Genomic DNA, 19,014 nt, shown 5'->3' on the forward strand with positions numbered 1-19,014 from the left:
CCCGATTTCCGTATGGCCCTGTCCTGCCGGGGCCCAAGCGTTTGACACACGGGTTTTGTTTTTTGAGGATGCCTCCCTGCAAGGCATAGCTCCTCTTCTTTTTTTATTACCGATTACCGGAAAATTTTTGCGGAGCTTTTTTCAAAAAGCGACCCGCCGGAGGCAACTGAATGTTTACATGCGTTGACCCTGGGGAGGATGACCTTCTTGTCTGATATGGCCTGCTATTTGTCGTATCTGCCTCTTTTCGACGGCGTGCACCGGGGGTACATTTGGGGTGCCCTTTTTCCCAAGAAAGACCGGGGAAAAGGGGCAAGAGCCCGATTCTTTGCGAAACGCATGTGAAGGGGCACCTCCCCAATGCATGACCTATTCGTTTTCGCGGCTTGTATTCCGTTGCATGGCACCCCCTCGCCGGAGGGACAACAGCGATTCAGACTAAGCAGACAATCAAGGAGGCCGATCATGGGGATGTGGCACAAGACAGGGTGCGTGCTTTGCGCGCAGAACTGCGGGTTGGAGGTGTTGGTTGAGGGCAACCGCATGGTGAAGGTGAGGCCGGACAAGGACAACCCGCGCAGCCAGGGGTATGCCTGCCGCAAGGGCATGAACGTTTTGTATCACCAGTACCCGGCGGATCGGCTGACCCAGCCCTTGAAAAAGGTGGGGGGCGAGTTTGTTCCCGTCTCCTGGGACCAGGCCTTGACAGAGATCGCGGAGAAGCTTACGGCCACGGTGGATGCCCACGGGCCGAGGTCCTTTGCCTACATGGGGGCCAGCGCCCAGGGAGGTCACATGGAGGCGGGCTTTGGGGTGAGCCTGATGAAGTGCCTGGGCTCCCAAAACCTTTATACCTCGGCGGGCCAGGAGTTCAGCGGCACCTGGTGGGTGCAGGGCCGGATGTTCGGCAAGCAGTATATCCTCACCGGTCCGGACGACCATGAAACCGAGATGCTCGTGGCCTGGGGCTGGAACGGCATGGAGAGCCATCAGATGCCCCGGGCGCCCCTGGTTCTTAAAGGCATCAGCAAAGACCCGGATCGCCTGCTGGTCTCGGTTGACCCCCGAAAATCCGAGACCGCCCGCATCGCAGACATCCACCTGGCCCTGAGGCCGGGCACCGACGCCCTGCTGGTGAAGGCCATGGTCGCCATCATTGTGGAACAGGGGTGGGAAAACGAGGCCTACCTTTCGGCCCATACCGACGGGTGGGAGGCCGTCAAACCCTGGTTCCAGGCCTTTGACGCCCGGGCCGCCCTTGCCGTCTGCGAGCTCTCCTACGACACTGTCTTTGACCTCTGCCGTCTCATGACCACCAGGCGCTGGGCTTTTCACCCGGACCTGGGGATTTTCATGGGACGGCACAGCACCCTCAACTCCTACCTTCTCAACATCCTGGGCTGCGTCTGCGGGATCTTCGGCCAGAGGGGCGGCAACATCATCCCCGGCATGGTGATGCCCCTGGGCTACCACGCGGACGAGCGAAACCCCAAGGTGTGGAAGACCGCTGTCTCCGGGCTGCCCCCTGCGGCCGCGGGCTCGTTTCCCGCATGCGCCCTGCCCGAAGAGATCCTCACCGACCACCCGGACCGGATCCGCGCGGCCATCGTGAGTGTCTGCAACCCCTTGCGCTCCTGGCCCGATACAAAGGCCCTGGAGACCGCCTTCGAGCACCTGGATCTCCTCGTGGTCCACGACATGGTCATGAGCGAGACCGCCCGAAAAGCCCACTACGTGCTCCCTTGCCGGAGTTTTTACGAAGCATACGACGGCACCTTTTTCCCCTGGAGCTTTCCCAACGTCTATTTTCAGATGCGCCGCCCGGTGGTGACACCCGAGGGCGACCAGTTGGAGTCCTCCCAGATCTTCACCCGCCTGGCAGACAAGATGGGCCTTATCCCCGAGATCCCGGAAGAGGTTATGAAGGCGGCCCACAAGGACCGCATGACCTTTGGGGCCGCCCTCATGGCGTGGGTGGGGGCCCATCCCGAGTATTTTCCCAAGATGCTCTTCATTCTGGGCAAGACCCTGGGGGAAGCATGGGACAGTGCGGCCCTTGCCGGTTTCTGGGGCATGATGATGACGGCCCCCAAGGCATTTCGCAAAAATGCCGCGCGCCTGGGGTTTGAAACCGGCATGGACATGGGGGACCGGATCTTTCAAACGATCCTCGACACCCCCCAAGGGCTCTGGGTGGGGACCATGGATACAGAGAGCAACCTGGCCGAGGTCAAGACCCCTTCAGGCAAGATCGAGCTGGTGATCCCCGAGCTGGAAGCCGAGGCCATGGCCCTTGATGCCGACACCGAAGCCCGGGACCTTGCCCTTACCGACGCCTTTCCTCTGGTCCTCAACGCGGGCCGCCACCGCATGACCACCATGAATACCCAGCTTCGCAACCCCGAATGGCTCAAGGGAAAACGCGGGTGCACCATTGCCGTAAGCCCTGCACTGGCGGAGACGCTTGGCCTGATCGACGGTGATTCCGTGCGGGTCACCACCGAGGCGGGCTCTGCCGTGGGCGAGCTGGAGGTCAAGATGAACTTCATGTGCAGGCCGCTGATCCCCCACGGGTTCGGCCTGAACTACAACGGCCAGGTCACGGGGTTCAACGTCAACGACCTGACAAAAAGTACCCACCGGGACCCCATCGGTACCCCGCTTCACCGCTTTGTGCCCTGCCGGCTTGAGGCGTGTTGATGTGAGACAAACATAAGGAGCCCCATGGCAGGCTTCTTCTCTTTGGTTGACTTTTATTTCACATGTAAAGTAAATAGTACGCATGTAAAATAAATGGCGGGCAGTTTTTGCCACAGACAACGAGAGAGGAGGTTATGATGAGTGGAACATTGACGATGTATAATCAGATGGGAAACAAAGCCTTCACCGACGGGGTGGTGCAGTTTGCCCCCTACTTCGGGAGCATCGACCCCATGTTCGTGGACTTGAGGCCGGGATATGCCGAGGTGTCCGTGAAAAAGCAGGCCAAGGTGCAAAACCACCTGGGGTCGGTTCACGCCATTGCCATGTGCAACGCCGCGGAACTGGTGGCGGGCACCATGACCGATGTCTCCATTCCGGAGACCCATCGATGGATCCCGGTGGGGATGTCCGTCCACTACCTCAAAAAGGCCAAGACAGACCTGCGAGCCGTGGCAGACGGCTCCGGTCTTGACTGGAGCGGGGAAAGCGACATCACGGTGCCTGTCTCCATCGTGGATACAGAAGGCATCGAGGTATTCACCGCCGAAATAACAATGAATATCAGCCCCAAGGCGTGACATATCCGGGCTAAGCCCCTTTGGAACGTTCTCTCCTGACAGCCCCGGCGGAGGCAGGAATGCAGTGCCCCTTCCGGTTTTCGGCGGGGCTTCGGGGGAGGGGCAGTAACGCAAACAATGGAGACCCGCATGACATTGCCTTCCAACGCAACCTGGACCCACCACGGGGGCAAAGGCCCCACGGCCCACCTTGACGCGCGCTCGGACGGGCCTCCCACGGGGGTCTATTCTCCGCTGCTGGCCCGTTTGACCGGCCATGTGACCCTGCATACCCTGGACCTGCGTCCGACCTGGCCCAAGGTCGGGCCGCCTCCGGTCCGGCGGGACTGGCAGATGTACGCAGACGATCTTATCTCCTTTCTGGAACAGACGGTGGATGCCCCGGTGATCGGCATGGGGCACTCCATGGGCGCCACCTGCACGATCCTGGCGGCGGCCAGGCGACCCGACCTGTTCAAGGGGTTGGTTCTCATTGAGCCTGCCATGCTCTCCAGAACCCTGGCTCTCCTTGCCAACATCCTGCCCAAGGCCGCCATGAACCTTACCCAGCCAGCCAAAGGAACCTTAAAAAAGACCGATACCTGGAAAAGCCGGGACGCCTACCTGGCCCACTGCCGGGGAAAGCGGATGTACAGCGGCCTGGGGGATGACGCCTTTGCGGCCATGGCCACCCACGGTGTCACGGAAACCGCAGACGGTCTCTGGTCCCTGGCCTTTCCAAAGGTGTGGGAGGCCCACAACTACACCCAGCCTCCCAATGTCATGGGAGAGCTCGCCGGAATCAACCTGCCGTGCGTTGCCCTGCGGGCCAGGCCTTCGGTCTTTTTTACCGAGGCGCTCTGGGCTCAGTGGCAGCGCGTCAGCCCGGGGAGCGTCTTTCTGGAAGACCTGTCGGCAGGTCACCTGTTGCCCCTTGAAGACCCCGAAGGGTGCTGTGGGCTGATTGCCTCAGGAATGGCCGAAGCCGGGATGACCGGAGAGAAGGAGACCCCGGCTGTCAGTTCCGGAGCCTCGTGAAGCGGTCCCTGTACTCTTTGGGGGAGAGCCCCGTGTTTTTCTTGAAGAGCTTGCGAAAGGAGTTGGTGTCTTCGTAGCCCACCTGCCGCGTGATGACGTCGATGGGCTCGGAGGTGGTCTCAAGGGTCTGCTTGGCCGCTTCGATGCGGATCCGCTGAAGGTAGGCCAGGGGCGTCTCCCCTGTGGCGGTTTTAAACCGTCGGACAAAGTGGCGCGGGCTGATGGCCAGCTCCGAGGCAAGGGCTTCCATGGAGAGGGGATGGGGGTAGTGGGTTTCCATGAGGGCCTGGGCCTTGAGCACCGTGGGGTCTGAATGGGCCTTGTGGTAGTCGAAGATGAAAAAAGGGGACTGGCTCGACCGGTTCGGGTCCAGGAGCAGCCCCTTGGCACACGTGGCAGTTTTCCACGCTAATGTTTTGATCAGGTACATGCAAAGGTCCATGTAGGCGGAGGTGGCCCCGGTGCAGATCAGGCGGTCGTCTTTGGTGAAAAGGCGCTCCGGCAGGAGCCTGACGTTGGGGTAGCGCTTTTTGAAGTACCGCGCAAAGACCCAGTTGGTGGTGGCCTCCTTTCCGTCAAGGAGGCCGGTTTCCGCCAAGAGAAAAGAGCCCGTGCAGGTGGCGGCGATGGTGGCACCCCGTGTATGCCAGTCCCGGATCCAGGTGATCAGTTCGGCAGGGGGCTTGTGGGTGACATGGGCGGGGGCAATGAATCCGGGGATGAGGATGAGATCGGTTGCCGTCACATCATCCATGGCCCGGTGCGGCTCGATGCGGACCCTGTTTTCTCCCTCCACGGTGAGTCCGTCCCTGGAGACGATGTCCCAGTGGAAAAGCGGCTGCCCGTGGGAGCCGTTTTCCCCGGAGAGGGCCTGCCACCGGTTGGCGATGGACAGGGCGTCGATGACGCCGGTGATGCAGGAGGTCGCACAGCCTGTGGCGGCAAGCAGGGTGATGTGTGCCATGGGAGTCCTTTGCTAAGGGTGATGTTTGCCTCCGGCGGCCCTGCCGGAGGGCAAGCTTTTGAAACGTTTGACTAACAAGTTCTTTTTTTTGGGGGGCACAGCAAATTTGCATAGCCCCTTGATCACCGGAACGTTTTTGCGGAGCTTTTTTCAAAAAGCGACCCGCCGGAGGCAACTGGATTCTTAAATGCGTTGGCCCCGTGTCCGGGTGTTTTCGATCAGGTATTCATCTCGATAAACGCCTCGAGGCGACCTTTTTCCATGAGGACCTGGCTTCCCAGCTGTGAGCCGGTCTCGGGCAGCGGCGGGGGCGTGGCCCGTTTTTCCATGGCAATTGCTTCTGCGGGACAGGAGGAGACGCACAGGCCGCAGCCGATGCATTTTTCCTCGTCGATGGATGCGGTGTCCCCGGTGGTGTCGATGGCATCCAGCATGCACCTTTCATCGGCACAGATTCCGCAGCCCGTGCATTCGGTTTCGTCCACCCGGGCAAACCATTGTGAGGTGGAGAAGGGGTGGGGGGCGTCGAGCTTGGTCCGGCAGGTGAGAATGGTGCAGCAGCATCCGCAGCAGTTGCAGATGAGGTTCAGGCGGTCCTGGCTGTTGTTGGTGGTGTGCACAAGGCCGGCCTCTTCTGCCCGGAGCAGGGTGGCATGGGCCTCTTCCCGTGTGATCTCCCGGGCGTGCTTCCGGTCGATGAGAAAGCGGGCCATGCCGTCAAAGAGCAGGCAGACATCGGTGGGTTTGTCGCAGGCCTCCTCGCCTCTGGAGACTCGGCAGGCGCATTCGGCCAGGGCAAAGGTGTGGTTCTTCTCCATCATGCGGGTAATGACCTCATAGGGCAGGACCTCGTCGTGGCCGGTGACCGACTCTTCCACGGGCAGGACACGCATCAGGGGCGTCGGGCTTGAGGCGAACTCCATGCCCTGGCTTTCCCTGTGGTAGATCTCCCACAGGGTCCCCAGACGCTCATGCATGGGGGTGCCACCGCCGCCCATGAAGGGGAACTCAAACAGGCCGGGAATTGCAGGGAGAAGGCAATAGCCCATGTCTCCTTTTTTTTCGCGGCTGAAAATCACTCCCTTGTCTGCCATGGTTTCACAGGTACCCCGAACCGTTTCCATTGAGAGGCCTGTTTTATCGGCAATCCGGTCCACGGGCTGTGGGAGGAAGGTGAGGGACAGGGCCAGTGTTGCTTCATCGGGGGTGAACAAAATGCGCAGGATCTCATCAAACGCCTCTGAAGGCGGTGCACCCACAGGGTTTGTGGCCAGTCGTTGCCGAAGTTGTTCGTAGATGTCCATGGTGTCTCCTTTGACATGTCTTGCCCTGGTGTGTGTTACCACTGGGGTGGCAAATGCTTACGACTCCATTCCAGAATGAATGATATGCAAAGGCACCATGCTTGCGGAAGGGGCAGAATTGACAAAAAAGAGGCCAAATCAGACTTTTTTGCCCCTGTCACTGCCCCGGGGATCACAGCCGCATGAACCAGCCCACATGAAGCCCGAAATCCGGGCTGTTGTCCATGGTGACGATGTTTTCGATGAGGGAGACATTCAGGCCGGTGCGGGGAGAGACCTTGTACTTGAGCCCTAAGTGGACCTCGTGGGACGATTCTTTCAACCCGCCGATTTTCTCCACCACCGAGGAAGAGTAGAGGTACTGGCCCACGGCGCTGAGTCTGGGGGTGGCCTGCCAGGCAAGGGCAAACAGGCCGGTGACCTGGTAGCTTTTCAGGTCGATGATCTCTTTTTCCGACGCCTCCTGGCTGCCGTAGAGGGTGTATCCGAGGATGCCGTAGGCGTGGATCCCGGAGAACACCTGCTTGGCGAAACCAAGCCCTGCCCCTGTGTCCACCTCGTCTCCGTGTGAGATGACATCTGCTGTTTCAAAGGCGTACCGGGCCACCCCGTAGATGTTGACGTCCGGCAGCAAGGGGTGGCTGTGGAGCATGGTGTAGTTGAGTAAAAGGCTGACCCCTGTGTTGTTCAAGTCCCCCGGGGACCTCTCTTCCGCAACGTTTCCGGTGGCAGGGTCGAAGAGCGTGATGGCGGAACGGCCCTTGCTGTAATTGTCCCTGCCGTTCTGTCCGATCCCCGCCAAATCGTGAAATCCCTGGATGAACCCGTCCATCTCCCCACCGAAGTAGCGCCTGCTGTCCATAACCACCGAGACCCCGAAGCGGTCGCTGATGCCGTAGCTGAAGCCGAGGGTGGTGTCCAGCATTTCGTAGTCCAGGAGGTAGGTTGGGTCTTCAGCCCACACATTGGTCCAGGTGGCCTGGGAGAAGACTTGCCAGCCGCGGGGGATGTCACCGGGCACCAGCAGGGGCAGGGTCAGGCGGAAGCTCTGGGCGATGGACTGGGAGCGTATGTTGAGGATCCCCGGGCCGAAGTCGGGGGAGGCGCTGCCTTCGTCTGCTGAGGCGAATTGGGCGGTGAACAGAAAAAGGACGAGAAGCAGGGTCGAGAGGCAGGAGGCAAAACGGGTCATGTGTCGGGCCTTTTCAGTGAACGTATGTCAGTGCGCTTGTCGCTCTGGGTTCGTGTCGATAGGGAAGCCCGAACAGTGAGCGGGCTTCACCGGTATTCCGCGGATCGATTCGCTGGGCTCGTCACAGGCTGCGTCACCGAAGACGGTTCGGGCCTGTCTGTGGCCCCCCGGGGCGTGCACCGGGTTGTGCGACAGGGCGCACGAACGTGGGGCTGGCTCGGGGGATGTATAGGAAAAGAAGTATGTTTAGCATATGAACTATTTAGGCGCAAGGGTGCCCTGACAGCGCTCCCGCATTTGATAGCGAGGGCAAGAAAGGTGTGTCAGGCCCGGCCGTGGGGTACACGGTCGGGCCTTCCTGGATCAGAGGGTGTGCATGTCGAGGGCGTCAGCCGGCGGGGGGCTTAAAACGCGCAGAAAACAGAAAAGGTCAGGTCGTAGAGAACCACCTCGTCCGTGTCCCCGAAGCCCCGGTTGAACCCGGCGCCGAAGGTGACCCCCAGGTTGGGGATGAAGGCGTGGTCGATGCCGACCCCGAACCGTCCGATTCCGCCGCTTTGGGTGTCGTCCTCCCCGGAGGGCGCGTCCTCGGCTTCAATTTCCATGACCCCGGCCCCAAAGGCGATAAAGCCCCTGGTTTTTCCGCTGAAGGAGGAGAGGTAGCGTCCGCCCAGGGTCACCAGGGAGATAGAGGCATCTCCCCTTGTCAGGTTGTTTTCCATCTCAAAGTGGTCGCTGGTTGCGCCGTAGAGCTCAATTTCCCAGGCAGATGCCACCTGGTACCCCAGGGTCACGTGGCCGCCTAGGCCCGCCTCCTGGGTTGATGGGTCAAAGAGCATGGTGGGGCCTGCGGAGATCTTGAATGAAGGCCCGCTCTCTGCCAGGGCCGTGGACCCCAGCATCACCAGAATGGCTGCAGATAAAAGGGTAATTCGTCTCATGAGCCGTATCCTTTGGATAGGGTTTGACGGGGGCCCGTTGCACAGGGCCGTTGCGCAAGATGTACCGGTCCCGGTCGTGCCTGCGGTATCGCAGGGGCGAGAAAAGTCGGGGCAAGGACCTGCGGGCAGCGGGGGCAGGAGAGGGAGGCGTCAAAGGGACGAGGCCAGCCTGAAAAGCAGGAGCGCAGGGGAAAGCGGAGTCCCGGAAAGGAGAGTGTCCGGCATGGGCTGCATGGCAGCGACATGGACGGGACGTGTTACATTGAATCAATGACCCATGATACTACGCCGTTGCATCGGCTCGCAACAGCAAACCCCGGTTTATGGAAAACGCATGGCAGGAAAAAGGCGGTCTTTAAAGCCGCTGGGGCGCTTCGGCATTCGTCCGTTGGCGAGGGCGATACAGCGACGGGAGGAGAGGCCGGTTTTTGACTTACGGGGCGTTGCTCTCCCGGCAAAGGAACGTGCGCAGGCCGTGTTTCCTAACAGGGATCGGGGCGCGTGTACAATGTCCTGTACGCTGTTCTTTGTAGCAGTACAGCGTATTGTTATTGCAGTCGATTGTGACGTGTTGTATGACTGCACCGCTTGATTTTCCGGAGTTCATTGTTAGCTTGAATGCAGTTGACAAATTGCCTTTTTTTACGAGTGTCCAGAATGCGTGAGTTCACAGTTCCGGAGGGCCGGAGCCAGACCGGACAGCGCATGCAGGGCAGGAGAGGTGAAAACGTGGAGGCCCACTCTTTTTCGGATTCGATATACGCCTGGATCGACCACCCGCCGTGATGGCACGGTGCCCGGCATTTCCGGCGGTGACGCCACCGCCCGGAACCACCGCAGGACGGTATTCAGGCTCCCGCACGGGCGGGATTTTTATGACTGGTTCCCGGAGCATGTTGCCCGGGGATGACACAAGCGGACAACAAACCCCGTTGACGGGGTTGGATACGTTTAAAGGATGTTAAAGATGAAACGAATGATTGTTGCAATGACAGCCGTCCTCATGCTGCTGGGCCAGAGCGCCTTTGCCGCTGAGGGACACACTTTTCGAATTTCCGCAGGCCCGAGCCTGTTTTACGACTCCATGAGCCAGGAAGCCGGTGCCGGAGGGTACCTCAACGTCGGGTACCGTGTGGCACCGTCCGTGGACCTGGACATCTACGGCGCCGTGACCTCTGATTTTGAGGTGGACAACGACCTGACCCGTGGAGACGCCTCGGTCTCCATGCTTACCTTAGGAGCGCGGTACCTCTCTTCCATGGGCGACAACAGCACCGGGTACATTGCCGCAGGCATCGGGGTTCTCAAGCTGGAGGCCGACGAGGTGGCCGCCGGAGCCGATGACTCCCGTACAGGCGGTGTGGCCCGGTTCGGGGTGGGGGTGGATGTGCCCCTTACGGATCATTTGGGGCTGACCTGCGGGGCAGGGTTCAGCCGCGGGCTGGGCTCCACGGACGAGATCACCCTCTTTGACCTGAGCACCGCTCTTTTCTGCACCTTTTAATTGGGCTCGGCCCTGCCCGCACCGTCAACCGGTCGGGGCCGGATCAGAAGTGAAACACCTCGGAGCGCATGGACATCAGGTCCATGTGCACCATGGTGGCCTGGCCCGAAGAGATGTGACCCAGAAGGGCCCCTATGATCTGAGTGCATTGAAGGCCCGCTGCCACCGCAGGGGTGACGGCCGGAGTGCCCAGAACGGATTCGGCGGTGGATTCGGCCTCGGCCCCGAAGAGATCGCCAAAGGAGGGGCCATGGGGCCAGAGGACCATGACCCGTGCCTCAAACCCGGAGATGGTGGCGTGGACCATGGGGATGCCCAGGCCCCGGGACAGTTCCGAGAGCCTGGCCCGGTCCCCCAGGGTGTCCAGGCCGTCGGCCATGAGGTCTGCGCCGGTGAGATGGGGGCGGGCTTCGTCGCCCGTGACGTCGAGCCTGTGGGCCGTCACCGAGACCGAGGGGTTGACGGCGGCCAGGGCTGCCCGGGCCGCCTCTGCTTTTCCTGAACCCAGGGTCTCCCCGGTGGCAAACACCTGGCGGTTCAGGTTGCTGGCCTCGAACACGTCGGGGTCGAAGAGCAGGAGCCTTCCCACCCCCATGCGGGCCAGGAACTGGGCGATGTACCCCCCAAGCCCGCCGCACCCCGCCACAGCCACCACCTTGCCCATGAGCTGCTTCTGCTCGTCGCAGGTAAAACTCCCCGCATTGCGCACATAGCGCTCCGGCCAGATGCCCGTCTCCAGGGCCGCCTTATGAACCTTCCCCACGGCCAGCCCCACCTCATCGGCTATTATTCCGGCCTCCGCCTCGGAGAGCATCTCATGCCCGTGTTCATTGGCTCGCGCCGCCTGCTGAATCCGTTTGATCATCATGTCTAAGCCTTTTGTTTCAGGTTTCCAGGAGCGCTGCTTTCAGCCAGGCCGTGGCACGGGGAAAGAAGCGGGCCTGGTGGTCGGCGTCGCTCATGCGGTGGTCGCCGCCGGGGTTGATGATGAGCTCCTTGGGGCTTCCGGCTTCGGCCATGATTTTGTGGGCGTTGTCCACGGGAACGATTTCGTCGCAGTCCCCGTGAACCACGAGAATGTGGTGGATGCCGGAAAGGCCGTCGGTGATGTCAAAGCCCATGTTCTCCTTGTAGTAGGAGAGGGGCACATCGTGGAGCTCCTGCTGGGCGGAGATGGCCGCCTCGGTGATTCCCATGCCGTTGACCGGTGCGGCCAGGCTCACCATGGCCTTCAGGGGAAAGCCGCTGTCAGCGAGGGGCTTCCAGGCGGCCAGGCAGGTGGCCCCGCCCATGCTGCTGCCGAAAAGGGCCAGGCCGTTGTCGGTAAGCCCCATGTGCCGGAGGACCTCGGCCGCGGCCAGGAGGTCTTCCACCCGGGTGGCCAGGGTGGTGTCGAGGAATCGACCCTCGCTTTCACCGCACCCCCGGTGGTCCAGCCTCAGGTAGGCGGCGCCAAAGTCGTTGCAGCAGCGGGCCAGGATAAGCTGTTTCCCCGACTCCTTGGTGGAGAGGAGGCCGTGGGAACCGATGACAACCGGAGGGTTCTCGGCGTCTGGCATGTGGAGCACGGCTTTGAGGTGAATGCCGGAGACGGGGATGGTGAGTGTTGTTTCTGTCATGGCGCTTGCCTTTCAAAGGTCCTTTCGTGGGTGGTTCGGGTCGGGAAACACGGAATCGTGTGGTGACTGTAGCCCGGGGCCGGGCTGATTTCAAGGGCGAGGGATCCAGCTGTACATTTTGCTACAAACGCCGAACCGCCGGTGAAAAGGGACCCTTTGCCTGTGGGGATTCCCTTGCCACCGGTTTCGCCACACAGCTTGCAACAGACCGTTACACTTCCCCAACAGACATAAAGGGCCTGATCCGTCATGGTGTCCCTGCAGCGAACACACCCGAAGAAATCGGGTTGAATGACCGTTTCAAAGGAGCGTGCCCCTGCCCGGGTGGTCATGCGTCAGCATGACCGACCTGCTGAAGGCGGCAGGGGGCTCCTTGGAAACAGTCGTGCATCGCTTGTGTTCCCAAACACCTTCCATACGACGCATAGGCCACAAAAAATGAACGATTATCCTTCTGTACCAAATCAGACGCCATCCCATGGTTCCGGGTTGTTTCAGCGGATGAGGCAAGGGGTTCGCTCTTTGTTCATCGACCGTTTTTCTCTGCTCGGCCTCTTCATCGGAGTTTTTCTGGGTGTCAACGCCGTGACCCGGACGATTCTCATGACCCTTTCCGCCTCCCAGGTGGACTTCGGGTTTCGCCAGCTGGTTGCCATCTACGGGGTGGGCCTGGTTTTTGACGGCATCACCGCCTTTTATTTTATCATTCCCGTTGTCCTCTACTTCGTGGTCGTCCCGGACCGGGTGTTTCGGCACCGGTTTCACCGGCCCGTGGTCCACCTCTTTTTCTTTGTGGGTGTTTATATCCTTTGCTACGGGGTGGTGGCGGAATGGCTCTTCTGGGATGAGTTCGGCAAGCGTTTTAACTTTATTGCCGTGGATTATCTGGTGTACACCACCGAGGTCATCGGCAACATCATGGAGTCCTACCCGGTATATCCCATGCTGGCAGGTCTGTTGGTGCCCTCGGGGCTCATCTATTTTGTCTGTGCCCGCAGCCGGGCTTTCAAGGGGGCCCTTGCGGCACCGTGCCCGTTCCGTCAGCGTGCGGCAACAGGGTTCATGTGTCTTATGGTGCCGGTGGTCTGCTTTCTGGGGGTGGACAGCTCCAGGGTCCGTGTTTCGGAGAACACGTTTAACAACGAGCTGGCAAAAAACGGGGTGTACGAGCTCTTTGCGGCCTTTCGAAACAATGACCTGGATTACGCCAGTTTTTACGAGCAGCGGGATACCACCGATATGCTCGCCCGCCTGCGGAAGCTGGTGGCCACCGACAATGCGGAGTATCTGAGCGAATCGCTCGAGGATATCACCCGCAGGGTGGTCAACCCCGGGGATGAAAAACGGCTTAATATCATGCTTGTGACCATCGAGAGTATGAGCGCAGAGTACATGGGCATCTTCGGTAACCGGGCGGGGCTGACCCCGAACCTGGACAGGCTGGCGCGGGAGGGGCTTTTCTTCGACAACCTCTACGCCACGGGCACCCGGTCGGTAAGGGGGCTGGAGGCCCTGACCCTGTCCACGGTGCCCACGGCGGGCCGCAGCATCGTGAAGCGCCCCGGCAACGAGGGCATGTTCTCTTTGGGGTACCTCTTTAAAGAAAGGGGCTACGACACCAAGTGGATCTACGGCGGGTACGGCTATTTCGACAACATGAACTACTACTACGCCAACAACGGGTTTTCGGTTGTGGACCGCACCGATATGTCCAAGGAGGAGAAAACCTTTGCCAATGTCTGGGGCGTCTGCGACGGGGACCTGTTCAGCCGCTCCCTAAAGGAGGCCGATGCCTCTTACGTTGCGGGCAAGCCCTTTATGAATTTTGTCTTTACCACCTCCAACCACCGGCCCTACACCTACCCGGAGGGCAAGATTGACATTCCGGTGAAGACGGGGCGCGCAGGCGGGGTAAAGTACACGGATTACGCCGTGGGCGAGTTCATGAAGGCGGCCCGCAAGAGGCCCTGGTTCGACGACACCCTCTTTGTCTTTGTGGCAGACCATTGCGGCAGCAGCGCCGGGAAGACCAGCCTGCCCCTTCGCAAGTATGAAATCCCCCTCATTCTTTACAGCCCCAGGACCATCGAGCCTGCGCGGGTCAGCAAGCTCTGCTCCCAGATCGACGTGGCCCCGACCCTTTTATCCTTGTTGAACTGGGATTACGACAGCAAGTTTTTGGGCAAGGACATCCTCGCCATGAAGCCCGAGGAGGAGCGTGCCTTTGTGGGAACCTACCAGAAGCTGGGGTACCTGAAAGGGGATCGCCTTACGGTGCTGCTTCCCAAAGGGGGCACCGAGGCCTATGTGTACGACCGGGTGACGAAACAGCAGGTGCGTGCGGCCATTGGCGACTCTGATCTCACCGACGCCATCAGTTTCTACCAGTCCGCCTCCTGGCTATACAAACACGGGTTGACCCGGCGCATCACAGGGGAGCAGGAATGGGATTCCTAAGACGAATTGCCCTGGGTGCGGCGGTGCTCGGGGCGGTCCTGGCCCTGTTTGAAATGACCGACCTGGACCTTTGGGTCCAGGACAGCCTGTTCAATTTCGAGACCGGCTCATGGCTGGTGGACCGCAACGCCGTTGTCCCGCGCCTTCTTTTTTATACAGGGATCAAGGGGATGATCATCGCCTTCGGGGTGATCCTGCTGGCACGGTACGGCCTCTCCTTTCGAACGAAAAACAGAGTGGCCAAAGAACGCCCCGGGGTCAGGCAGCGGTGGTTGACGGTGATACTCTCGCTTATCGTGGTCCCCCTGACCATCGCCACCATGAAGGATGTGACCAACATCTATTGCCCGTCCCAGATCGAGCGTTACGGAGGGGACAGGCCCTACGTGAAACCCTTTGAACCCTATCCGGAGGCCTGCACCCGCTGTGATTCCGGTCGCTGTTTTCCGGCGGGCCACGCCTCCGGGGGCTTTGCCCTCATGGCCCTGGCCCGCCTGTTTGGGGACAGGCGGCGAAAGATGGCCGGGCTGGGGGCGGGGGTGGCCCTGGGCTGGGTGATGGGGGGCTACCAGATGATGAAAGGCGCCCATTTCCTGAGCCACACCGTGGTGACCATGGTCATGGCCTGGATTTTCATCGACTGCCTTGCCGAGATCGCGGGAAAGGTGCAACCCGGCTCCGGCTCCGTATGATAGACTCAGAGGGTACAAGGCAGGCATCAGCCCCGGCGCGCCTTGACCTGATCCCCTATAAGTGATGATGTAAGCATGCGCGGGCTGGATTCGACCCACAACAGATTAGGTTTCGAAAGGTTTTTTTGGATGATGTCAAGGAGGACAATGTGAGGGCAATGGGGGCCAAAGAGGTGCTGCTGGTGGAGGACGACCTTCCCCTGGCGGGATTGATCAGTGAGTACCTCGGACAGAACGGGTACACGGTAACCCAGGTGCATGCCGGTGACGAGGCGGTTTCCGTCATCGCATCGTCGCAGCCGGACCTGGTCATTCTCGACCTGATGCTTCCCGGTCTGGACGGCCTGTCCGTCTGCCGCGAGGTGAGGCCCCTCTACCCGGGGCCTATTTTGATGCTCACGGCACGGGAAGACGACATGGACCAGGTGGCGGGCCTGGAGATGGGGGCCGACGATTATGTGAAGAAGCCGGTGGAGCCCCGGGTGCTCCTGGCACGGATCCGCGCCCTGTTCCGGAGGTACGAAGGGGCGCCCCCTTCGGCCGAGGCAAAGGGCGCCCCAAAGGATCTTCGTTTCGGCGGGCTGGAGATTAACCTGAGTACACGGACGGTAAGCTTTTGCGGGCAGGACGTGAAGCTCTCCACCACGGAGTTTGACACCCTCCGGGTCCTTGCGTCCCACGGGGGGGAGACCCTCAGCCGGGATGATCTGAGCCGGGAACTCAAAGGGCGGGAGTATGACGGCATCGACCGGTCCATCGACATCTGCATCTCCCGGTTGAGACGGAAACTGGAAGAAAACCCGGAAAAGCCGGAGCGCATCAAGACAGTGTGGGGCAGCGGGTATCTTTTTGTGACGGACGCCTGGGGGGAAGAATCCCTAAGCTGATGGTGCCACCTGCGGGGACGGAGGCCCGCTGCCGTGAAACGAATCTTCTTTACCATCTATGCGCTCATTGTCTGTTCTCTGCTCGCCATTGCCCTGGGGCTGACCCCCATTGCCGACCACTTGATGAAGGGGGCCGAAGTCGAGGAGGAACGCTCCGAGTTCAGGGGGATTTTTTCCCTGATCGTCGCAGACCTTATCTCCATGCCCGAGAGTTCCTGGCAGGGTTTCCTTAACGAGCTGAACCAATCCTTTGATTACCCCATCACCCTGGAACGAAACAAAACCGTTCGCCTGCCCGAAGCCTATCGAGGGGCATACGACGAGGGGCAGATCGTTCCGGGTAACGAAGATGTGGAGATTCTGGTGCAGAAGATTCCTGGCAGCCAGTACAGCCTGTGTATGGGGCCGTTGCCTGAGCCCGAGAATATCAGGCTCATCGAGTCTCTTATGGTGGTGGTGGCTTTTGTGATTCTTGCCATCCCTGTTTTTGTCTGGTCGCTGTTTCTCTGGCGGGATCTGTCCAGGCTGGAAGAGGCGGCCCGGACCTTCGGACGGGGGGATTTTTCGTCACGTGCCAGGGCCTCCCGTTTTTCAAGCCTGGCCCACCTGAAGCTCACCTTCAACGCCATGGCCGACCGCATCGAAAACCTCATCGCCTCCCACAAAGAGCTGACAAATGCCGTCTCCCATGAGCTGCGGACCCCGTTGTCCCGGATCCGCTTCGGCATGGAGATGGTGAAGACCGGCAAGACGCAGGAGGAGCAGAACCGTTACTTTTCCGGCATCGAACGGGATGTGGGGGAGATCGAGACCCTGGTGGAGGAGATGCTGACCTACGCCCGGTTCGACCGGGAAACCGGTCGGGTGGAGCCGGAGGCCCATGAGATGGTCGCCTGGCTGCGTTATCTCGTTGCCTGTGAGGAGTCCAACGACGGGGTACGGCTTGAGCTGGCGGCACCGGAGGTTTCCCTGGAGTCGTGGTTCGACCCCCAGTACATGGCCTGGGCCGTGCGAAACCTTATTCGAAACGCCATGGGCCATGCCGCGTCGCGGGTGAGTGTCACCGTGGTGAATACGGATCGCATGGTGCGCATTCTGGTGGACGACGATGGCCCCGGCATTGCGGAAGTCCACCGTGTCCGTATCTTCGAGCCCTTTGCCCGCCTGGACACCAGCCGCAACAGGAAATCCGGGGGCTATGGCCTGGGGCTCTCCATCGTCAAGCGTATTGCCGTGGCCCATAAGGGCACGGTGACGGTGGACGACTCTCCCCTGGGCGGGGCCCGGTTTACCCTCTCCTGGCCGGGGACCCCGCCGGAGGCAAACAGCTCGGTGAGCGCACCCAGCAACCCCATGCCATCCTGGCTTATAACTTGACGAAGGTTCCGCTTCGGTACTCGAGAAAGGCCAGGTCCAGCTCTTCCTGTGTGTTCATGACGATGGGGCCTTTCCAGGCCACGGGCTCTCCGATAGGGCAGCCCGTGAAGAGAAGGAACCGGAACGGTTCGTCCGGTGCCTCCACCTCAATGTCCGTGCCGGGGGAGAGGTGGGCCAGGTGTCGGCTCGGGACCTCGGTACCTGCGATGCGCCCCGCTCCTTCAATGCCGTAGACCAGCGCTGTGTGGCCCTGGGGAGACTGATGCCGGAATGAGGCGCCCCGGGGGACGGTGCAGTCAATGTAAAGCGGTGCCGTCACCACATCGGTCACCGGCCCTGAGATGCCTGCGGCGGTCCCGGCGATGACCTTGACGCGGCACCCTTCGGAGGTCCGGGTCTCGGGGATCCGGGCGGCCGTGAACTCACGGTACCTGGGTGGCATCATCTTGTAGGAGGCGGGCAGGTTGGTCCAGAGCTGGAATCCGTGCATGGCACCGCTGGCGTCTCCCTGGGGCATCTCCTGATGGATGATGCCGGACCCGGCGGTCATCCACTGCACGTCGCCATCTGAAATGACGCCGCTGTTTCCAAGGCTGTCCCCGTGTTCCACGTCCCCTTTGAGCACATAGGTGATGGTCTCGATACCTCGGTGGGGGTGCCAGGGAAATCCCTTTGTGTAATCATCAGGGTTGTCCGACCGGAAGTCGTCCAGGAGCAGGAACGGATCGAACATGGGGGCTTCAAGGAATCCGAAGGCCCTGTGAAGGCGGACTCCCGCGCCCTCGGTGATGGGCTGGCCCCAGAGAAGGGTCTCTACATGTCGTTTCATGGTGTTCCTCCCGGGGGTGCTGAAGCCTGTGCCCCCGCGTTTTGTCCCAACGTAATCTCGTGAACTATCCGGGTTAGTCGTCAGGGGAGACGATGGAAATCACCTCCCTGGGATCGGGACGCCTGGTGTAGTCCGGGTGGGCTTCTGCGCTGAGGATCTTTCCGCTGGGGTCCAGGATGAACCGGGCCGGAATGGGCAGTTCCCAGGAGTCATCGCCGTTGAACCGCGGCACGTCGATGCCGAACCCCAGGTAAATGTCTCTGAGCGGAAGGGGCAGCCTGTGCACCAGCCCAAAGGCCGAAGCCACCGTGTTTTGGGGATCGGCCAGGATGGGGAAGGTAAGCCCGAGTTTCTTGGCCAGGGGTTTGGAAAATTTTGCCTGCTGGGGGGAGACAGCCACCAGGGAGGCTCCCAGGGAGGTCAGGGCCGGGACGATTTCCTGCAGAGCTTCCAGCTCCAGATTGCAGTACGGTCACCAGGCTCCACGGTAAAAGGTGACCACAAGGGGCCCCCGGGCCAGGAGGTCTCGACTGTCCACGGGCTGTCCCGCGGTATCGGACAGGGTAAAGGCAGGGGCCTGCATACCCGCCTTGGGGATGCGGTCCAACAGATCGGAGGCCGCCAGGTCCCGGGTGGCCTGGTGCATGATCTCCAACGCCTCTTTGGGGGCGCTTGCCTCAAACTCTTGTTTTAACGCGTGCAGTTTGTCCTGCAGTTTCATGGCAACCTCGCTTTTGATGGGGATGGTGTGCCCACTTGAGCCGTGAGGACGAATGCGGAGGGGGGATAACGGTCGGCAGTGGCTTCAGATGCATGGCACGGATATCCAAGGGCGGTACGCCGGATGGTTCCTGAAAAAATGATTTGTCGGTGTCTTGGATGCTCAATGATATCATACCCCCTCATCAGAGCAAAGAAGAGGACGGGCAGGCCGTGTAACCGGAATGGTG

At 60.7% G+C, this 19,014-nt stretch carries 17 protein-coding genes; 8 read left to right on the forward strand and 9 right to left on the reverse strand.

Translation table 11 applies throughout. The annotated features are described in order from the left end of the window. The first annotated feature begins 465 nt into the window (after positions 1–465). The 3 genes from ACOYW1_RS03060 (at position 466) to ACOYW1_RS03070 (ending at position 4,298) form a co-directional block, all read left to right on the forward strand. A complete protein-coding gene (locus ACOYW1_RS03060; RefSeq protein ID WP_482421610.1) occupies positions 466–2,700 on the forward strand; it encodes a molybdopterin-containing oxidoreductase family protein in 2,235 nt (744 codons plus the stop codon). 167 nt (positions 2,701–2,867) lie between these two features. Beyond that, complete coding sequence (locus tag ACOYW1_RS03065) at positions 2,868–3,281, forward strand: hotdog fold domain-containing protein (RefSeq protein WP_482421611.1); 414 nt, start codon at positions 2,868–2,870, stop codon at positions 3,279–3,281. 129 nt (positions 3,282–3,410) lie between these two features. Then, a complete protein-coding gene (locus ACOYW1_RS03070) occupies positions 3,411–4,298 on the forward strand; it encodes an alpha/beta fold hydrolase (protein WP_482421612.1) in 888 nt (295 codons plus the stop codon). On the opposite strand, the gene ACOYW1_RS03075 is transcribed toward ACOYW1_RS03070, so the two are convergent. The 4 genes from ACOYW1_RS03075 to ACOYW1_RS03090 form a co-directional block, all read right to left on the reverse strand. Further along, positions 4,279–5,262 carry a GlxA family transcriptional regulator gene (locus tag ACOYW1_RS03075; protein ID WP_482421613.1) on the reverse strand — a complete coding sequence of 328 codons (984 nt, stop codon included), beginning with the start codon at positions 5,260–5,262 and terminating at the stop codon, positions 4,279–4,281. The two genes, ACOYW1_RS03070 and ACOYW1_RS03075, sit on opposite strands and share 20 nt — an antisense overlap. Positions 5,263–5,480: 218 nt before the next feature. Next, positions 5,481–6,566 carry a 4Fe-4S binding protein gene (locus tag ACOYW1_RS03080; RefSeq protein WP_482421614.1) on the reverse strand — a complete coding sequence of 362 codons (1,086 nt, stop codon included), beginning with the start codon at positions 6,564–6,566 and terminating at the stop codon, positions 5,481–5,483. Between the two features lie 172 nt (positions 6,567–6,738). Further along, positions 6,739–7,758, reverse strand: coding sequence for a DUF3187 family protein (locus tag ACOYW1_RS03085; protein ID WP_482421615.1), 1,020 nt, complete (start codon positions 7,756–7,758; stop codon positions 6,739–6,741). A 404-nt stretch (positions 7,759–8,162) separates the two neighbouring features. After that, entirely contained in the window at positions 8,163–8,699 is a 537-nt protein-coding gene (locus ACOYW1_RS03090) for an outer membrane beta-barrel protein (RefSeq protein ID WP_482421616.1), read from the reverse strand. Between the two features lie 967 nt (positions 8,700–9,666). On the opposite strand from ACOYW1_RS03090, the gene ACOYW1_RS03095 reads away from it, so the two are divergent. Continuing rightward, on the forward strand, positions 9,667–10,203 hold the full coding sequence (locus ACOYW1_RS03095; protein ID WP_482415129.1) for an outer membrane beta-barrel protein: 537 nt from the start codon (positions 9,667–9,669) through the stop codon (positions 10,201–10,203). 43 nt (positions 10,204–10,246) lie between these two features. On the opposite strand, the gene ACOYW1_RS03100 is transcribed toward ACOYW1_RS03095, so the two are convergent. Together ACOYW1_RS03100 and ACOYW1_RS03105 are read right to left on the reverse strand one after the other, a co-directional pair. Then, positions 10,247–11,071, reverse strand: a complete 825-nt coding sequence (locus ACOYW1_RS03100; RefSeq protein ID WP_482421617.1) for a HesA/MoeB/ThiF family protein — start codon at positions 11,069–11,071, stop codon at positions 10,247–10,249. 16 nt (positions 11,072–11,087) lie between these two features. Then, a complete protein-coding gene (locus ACOYW1_RS03105) occupies positions 11,088–11,822 on the reverse strand; it encodes an alpha/beta hydrolase (protein ID WP_482421618.1) in 735 nt (244 codons plus the stop codon). Positions 11,823–12,344: 522 nt separating this feature from the next. On the opposite strand from ACOYW1_RS03105, the gene ACOYW1_RS03110 reads away from it, so the two are divergent. The 4 genes from ACOYW1_RS03110 to ACOYW1_RS03125 all read left to right on the forward strand — a co-directional run bounded on the left by ACOYW1_RS03110 (position 12,345) and on the right by ACOYW1_RS03125 (position 17,235). Further along, positions 12,345–14,279 carry an LTA synthase family protein gene (locus ACOYW1_RS03110; RefSeq protein ID WP_482421619.1) on the forward strand — a complete coding sequence of 645 codons (1,935 nt, stop codon included), beginning with the start codon at positions 12,345–12,347 and terminating at the stop codon, positions 14,277–14,279. Beyond that, on the forward strand, positions 14,267–14,971 hold the full coding sequence (locus tag ACOYW1_RS03115) for a phosphatase PAP2 family protein (protein ID WP_482421620.1): 705 nt from the start codon (positions 14,267–14,269) through the stop codon (positions 14,969–14,971). The genes ACOYW1_RS03110 and ACOYW1_RS03115 overlap by 13 nt, the downstream gene beginning before the upstream one ends. 158 nt (positions 14,972–15,129) lie before the next feature. Further along, entirely contained in the window at positions 15,130–15,858 is a 729-nt protein-coding gene (locus ACOYW1_RS03120; protein WP_482423646.1) for a response regulator, read from the forward strand. A gap of 33 nt (positions 15,859–15,891) precedes the next feature. Further along, entirely contained in the window at positions 15,892–17,235 is a 1,344-nt protein-coding gene (locus ACOYW1_RS03125; protein ID WP_482421621.1) for an ATP-binding protein, read from the forward strand. Here the strand turns inward: ACOYW1_RS03125 and ACOYW1_RS03130 are convergent. The 3 genes from ACOYW1_RS03130 to ACOYW1_RS03140 form a co-directional block, all read right to left on the reverse strand. Then, entirely contained in the window at positions 17,225–18,064 is an 840-nt protein-coding gene (locus ACOYW1_RS03130; RefSeq protein ID WP_482421622.1) for a pirin family protein, read from the reverse strand. The genes ACOYW1_RS03125 and ACOYW1_RS03130 overlap by 11 nt on opposite strands. Positions 18,065–18,137: 73 nt before the next feature. Next, the gene (locus tag ACOYW1_RS03135; RefSeq protein ID WP_482418843.1) at positions 18,138–18,524 is read right to left on the reverse strand and encodes a peroxiredoxin-like family protein; all 387 of its coding nucleotides are present in this window, start codon (positions 18,522–18,524) and stop codon (positions 18,138–18,140) included. A 12-nt stretch (positions 18,525–18,536) separates the two neighbouring features. After that, entirely contained in the window at positions 18,537–18,785 is a 249-nt protein-coding gene (locus ACOYW1_RS03140) for a hypothetical protein (RefSeq protein WP_482415136.1), read from the reverse strand. Positions 18,786–19,014: the final 229 nt, after the last annotated feature.

Source organism: Desulfoluna sp. CYM3A, from assembly GCF_056829965.1.